Annotated in this window: 4 protein-coding genes; all 4 read right to left on the reverse strand. The window is 56.2% G+C overall.

The features are described 5' to 3' along the window. Positions 1–410: 410 nt before the first annotated feature. Positions 411–1052 (reverse strand): transcriptional repressor LexA, encoded by a 642-nt coding sequence (lexA, locus tag WC370_11370; GenBank protein MFA5310062.1) that lies wholly within the window; start codon positions 1050–1052, stop codon positions 411–413. A gap of 142 nt (positions 1053–1194) precedes the next feature. Further along, entirely contained in the window at positions 1195–1335 is a 141-nt protein-coding gene (locus WC370_11375) for a hypothetical protein (GenBank protein MFA5310063.1), read from the reverse strand. 101 nt (positions 1336–1436) lie between these two features. Continuing rightward, entirely contained in the window at positions 1437–2864 is a 1428-nt protein-coding gene (gene purF, locus WC370_11380) for an amidophosphoribosyltransferase (GenBank protein MFA5310064.1), read from the reverse strand. 625 nt (positions 2865–3489) lie between these two features. Beyond that, positions 3490–4506: a 3-deoxy-7-phosphoheptulonate synthase gene (aroF, locus tag WC370_11385; protein ID MFA5310065.1), complete on the reverse strand. Its 1017-nt coding sequence runs from the start codon at positions 4504–4506 to the stop codon at positions 3490–3492. Positions 4507–4783: the final 277 nt, after the last annotated feature.

A 4783-nucleotide genomic window follows, 5' to 3' on the forward strand; every position in this document is an offset into this window, starting at 1 on the left:
CTCACCTGACCTTTTCCTCCGGCCCTCCACCTGCGCTAAAGCTCCGGCGGACAAGCCTCTCTCCGCTGGCAGAGCGGGAGCGATTGATTGATGAAGTTTGGGTATAGTGTTATTAAGACCGGGAATATCACTCACTTGACCTTTTCCTCCGGCCCTCCACCTGCGCTAAAGCTCCGGCGGACAAGCCTCTCTCCGCGGGCAGAGCGGGAGCGATTGAGTGATGAAATTTGGGGATGGGGGTATTAAGGCCGGGAATATCACTCACCTGACCTTTTCCTCCGGCCCTCCACCTGCGCTAAAGCTCCGGCGGACAAGCCTCTCTCCGCTGGCAGAGCGGGAGCGATTGAGTGATGAAATTTGGGGATGGGGGTATTAAGGACAAGAACAGCGGGGCTGAATAGACACAAGGCTTAGCCAACCTGGCGGACGACGGCGATGACCCGGCCCTGGATTTCCACGTTATCAAGGTCGGTATAAAAGGGGCGCATCTGGCTGTTGGCCGGCTGGAGGCGGATTCTTTCCGGCTCGACAAAGACCTTTTTGAGGGTGGCTTCTTTTTCCGATTTGAGCCAGACGGCGGCCATCTCACCGTTTTCCACGGCGCTGACAAACTGCAAGAGAACGATATCGCCGTCATTAATCAGGGCGTCAATCATGGACTGGCCCTTAACGCGCAGGGCGTAAACATCCTCGCGGCCGCGGGTCAAACCGGCGGGGACGCCCATCGTTTCCGAGACGGCGGCGACGTCCCAGGTGTCCGGGGCGGGGACGGGTATAGGCGCGCCGGCGGCGATGATGCCGATGACCGGCACCGTTACCAGGGAGTCCGCCGACGGCGTTTTATTGAGCAGCTTAATGCCCCGGGAGACATCCGCGTGGCGGCTTAAGTAGCCGCGGTCTTCCAGGATATTGAGGTTATAGTCCACCACCGAGGTGGAGCTGATGGCGCAGCCCCCCTGAATGTCCCGGATGGACGGCGGGTAGCCCCTTTCATCCAGGAACTTGTCAATAAACCTGATGATGCGCCGCTGTTTATCCGATAGTTTTTTCATCCGTGCTCCGTGTCTGGCGGAACTAGAGAACACCTGTTCTGAAATCACTATATAATAAAAATCACGGGATGTCAATAGGATTAGGGAATAGAGATTAGAGATTAGAGGGAAGAGATTAGAGATTAGGGGGAAGAGATAAGTATTAGACCGCGGTGGTGGTGATGAGGTAATAAAAATAGCCCGGTACCAGGCCCAGTGGAATAAAGATAAGGTGCCAATCAGCAAACAGCCACTCCCAGAAATCCCGGTACGGCCGGTAAGGTGGATGATTATCGATTCTCAAGGGTGAACTCCGGCGGAAGAGCGCTCCAGTGCTATTATATCAGCATAAAACGGCAAACAGTTGGGGAAAAGTGAAACATTAACCGGTCATGGCCGCGGCGGCTAGGCGTCTTCTATAGCGTCACAGGCTTCAACCGGTTTTTGGTTACTCAACGTTTCCAGCGCCAGCTTATCCATTTCCAGCTGTACGTCGATGGGGTATTCGCCGGTGAAGCAGGCCAGGCAGAATTTCTCCCGGGGCAGGCCTATCGCTTTAATCAGGCCGTCAATGCTCAGATAGCCGAGGGAGTCCGCCCCGATGAATTTGCAGATTTCCGGCACGCTTTTCTGGGCGGCGATGAGCTCCCGGCGGGTGGCCATGTCCACGCCCAAGAAACAGGGGTGACGGATGGGCGGGGCACAAATGCGCATGTGGACCTCTTTAGCGCCGGCCTTGCGGAGGAGGCGAATCACGCTGGGGGTGGTCGTGCCGCGAACGATGCTATCGTCGACCACGACCAGGCGCTCGCCGTCCAGCACCTGCGGCAGCGGATTGAACTTAAGCTTAACGCCCATGTCCCGCATGCGCTGCTCCGGCTCGATGAAGGTACGACCCACATAGCGGTTTTTAATCAGGCCCTCCACTACCGGGATACCGGACTCGCGGGCATAGCCGGTACCGGCGGCGGTGGCGGAATCCGGCACGCCCATGACAATGTCCGCGTCCACGGGATATTCCCGGGCCAGCTCCGCACCCATAGCCTGCCGGGCGGGGTAAAGCAGCTTGCCGTTTATCACGCTGTCCGGCCGGGCGAAGTAAATATATTCGAAAATGCACAGCCCTCTTTTAACGGAGTCCCCGGGGTAGCTCTGGACGCCGTTTTCGTTGATTAAGACGATTTCATCGGGCTGAATTTCACGGATGAACTCCGCGCCGATATGGTCGAGGGCGCATGATTCAGAAGCGACCGCCCAGCCACCGTCCACCTTCCCCAGGCAAAGCGGCCGGACACCCAGGGGGTCGCGGACGATGTATAACTCCCGGGGGGTCAGCAACATCAGCGAATAAGCGCCCTGGAGGCGACGCATAGCGTACCGGATTCTTTCCACCCAGTTTTTACCGGGAGAAGATAATATGAGATTGCCGATTACCTCAGTATCCGAGGTGCTGTGAAAGGTGTAGCCGGCATCAGCCAGCTCACGGTAGAGGTAGGTAGCGTTGACGATGTTGCCGTTATTGGCGACGGCGATAGTGTCGTTTCCATGACCCACCACCAAAGGCTGGGCGTTGTCCACCTTGCTGGAACCGGTGGTGGAATAGCGGTTATGCCCGATGGCCATAAGGCCGGTGAGTTTCTGGAGGGACTCTTCATTGAAGACATTGGATACCCGTCCCATGCCGGTGAAGACCCGGATGATTTTGCCATCCGCGGTAGCGATACCGGCGCTTTCCTGGCCGCGGTGCTGGAGGGCGAAAAGTCCAAAAAAGGTAAGGCGGGCTACATCCTCTTTCGGGGAAAAGACGCCAAAAACGCCGCAAGACTCGTGCAAGATTATCTCTGCCTCTCAGACCGTCTTGACTTAGTGCTCTATATTGATTATAGCTTAAAACCGGCCTTCCGGTCAATCTTACACAACAAGGCGGCGGTATTTTCCGGCGGGGAGGGGGGGCGGCGAGGGAATAAGGAAACGGACCTTTCTCTCCGGCCCTCCACCTGCGCTAAAGCTCCGGCGGACAAGCTTCTCCGTTGACAGAGAGGGAGCGATTGATTGATGAAGTTTGGGGATAGGGTATTAAGGCCGGGAATACCACTCACCTGACCTTTCCTTCCGGCTCCCTCAGGGTGAACCTTTCAGGATGAATCCATACTTGATACGGGGCTGGAATGATGACTAAAATCCCTCTTAATCTCCCTTTTTCAAAGGGAGAGACTGGGAAAGGGGGGACGGCTGCGGTGGTATAAGGAAACGAACCTTTCTCTCCGGCTCCCTCTCCGCGGGCAGAGAGGGAGCGATTGATTGATGAAATCCGGGGATAAGGTTATTTAGGCCTGGAATGACAAGGTTAAGAGGACGCAAGGCATGGGGATGATGTCAGTCTTACCAAAAACACCATCCGCGGCTAACAAATATCTTATCCCTTTTTCGTAAAAAGAGAATTCGAATTAGGCTCCGTCTAAATGCTCCGTCCTACCGCTTTGGCGATGGTCTTGAGCTCCGCCATCAGTCGGGTAAAATCGGACGGAGAGAGGGATTGAAGGCCGTCCACCAGGGCTTCCTTGGGATTGGGGTGCACCTCGATGAGGAGCCCGTCCGCGCCGGCCGCCACGGCCGCTTTAGCGATAGCCGGCACCAGGGAATAGTGGCCGGCGGCGTGAGAGGGGTCCACGATGACGGGGAGATGGCTGTTCTTTTTCAACACGGGAATGGCGGAAATATCCAGGGAAAAGCGTATGCTGTCCTCGAACGTCCGGATACCCCGCTCGCACAAAATAACATTATTATTACCCCCGGCCAGGAGGTAATCGGCGGCGGTGAGCCATTCGGTAATGGTGCAGGAAAAACCGCGCTTCAAAACTACCGGGCGCTTGCTCTTGCCGGCCTCCGTCAGCAGGGCGAAGTTCTGCATGTTCCGCGAGCCTATCTGCAAGACGTCAGCGTAGGACGCCACCATGGATACGTCCTGGGGATTGACCACCTCCGTGACCACCGGCATAGCGAACTCGGTTTTGGCTTTGGCGAGCAGCTCCAGCCCCTTTTTCTGCAAGCCCTGGAAGCTGAAGGGGGAGGTGCGGGGTTTGAAAGCGCCGCCGCGCAGAATAGTCGCCCCGGCCTTTTTGACCGCCCGGGCCGCCTCCATGAGCTGCGCCTCGCTCTCCACGGCGCAGGGGCCGGCCATGACCACGATGCGTTCGCCGCCGATTTCCACTCCGCCGCAGTCCACTTTGGTATCCCTGGGACGGAAAGTCCGCGAAGCCAGTTTGTAGGGCTTCATGATACGGGTAACGCTTTCCACGCCGGGGAGCACGGCAAAGATATCCGTGGGAATCTGGCCGGTGTTGCTGCCGAGCAGCGCCACCACCGTTTTATCCGTACCGAGATTTAGCTGGACATCCAGTTCCAGCGATTTGGCTTTCTGCACGACATCATCGACTTCTTTTTTGGAGGCGCCGGTCCTCATTTCAACAATCATGGCTGGTTATGTTTACTCCTTTAGCGTCGGGCACATACACCTGCCCGCACTTTTGATGATACTAGAGGCGTGAGGGGACGTCAAGCGGGGGGAGGGGGGTAAGTAACAAGTAACAAGTAGCAAGGGGCAAGTGACAAGGAAAATCAAAATAAGAAAAGGGGGGAGGATTTGAACTGCACCCCTAAAGTTGGACAGTATGATATGCTGGAAATAACTTTAGGGGTGTATTTTTATGCCAAAAGGGAAACCGTATACCGGGAAGTTTAAACAAACGGTA

It is taken from the genome of Dehalococcoidales bacterium (assembly GCA_041652735.1).
Taxonomy (GTDB): domain Bacteria; phylum Chloroflexota; class Dehalococcoidia; order Dehalococcoidales; family RBG-16-60-22; genus RBG-13-51-18.